Source organism: Mycolicibacterium sp. XJ1819 (assembly GCF_053483675.1).
Genome location: NZ_JBEFST010000061.1, coordinates 1 through 375 on the forward strand (window position 1 = coordinate 1; position 375 = coordinate 375).

Consider the following 375-nt stretch of genomic DNA (forward strand, 5'->3'; position numbering starts at 1 on the left):
GACGACCTCACCGCCGTCTTGGTGGACGGTCCGGCCAACGGCACCCTGGAGCTCAACGCCGACGGCTCGTTCACCTACACCCCCAACCAAGATTTCTACGGCACCGACACCTTCACCTATATGGCCAACGACGGCGAATTGGACGGCAACACCGCCACCGTCACCATCACCGTCAACCCCGTCAACGACGAAGCACCCATCGCCGCCGACGACGCCTACGCGGTGGATGAAGACGGGGTGCTAACCGTCACTGGGCCAGGCGTGCTGGCCAACGACACCGACTTCGACAACGACGACCTCACCGCCATCTTGGTGGACGGGCCGGCCAACGGCACCCTCACCCTCAACCCCGACGGCTCGCTCACCTACACCCCC

The 375-nt window shown here is 65.1% G+C and carries 1 protein-coding gene; it reads left to right on the top strand.

Annotated elements, in window-relative coordinates; all coding sequences use genetic code 11:
* Positions 1 to 375 (top strand): cadherin-like domain-containing protein (locus tag ABQE89_RS26305; protein WP_448422181.1); only part of this gene is annotated, 375 nt, incomplete at both ends.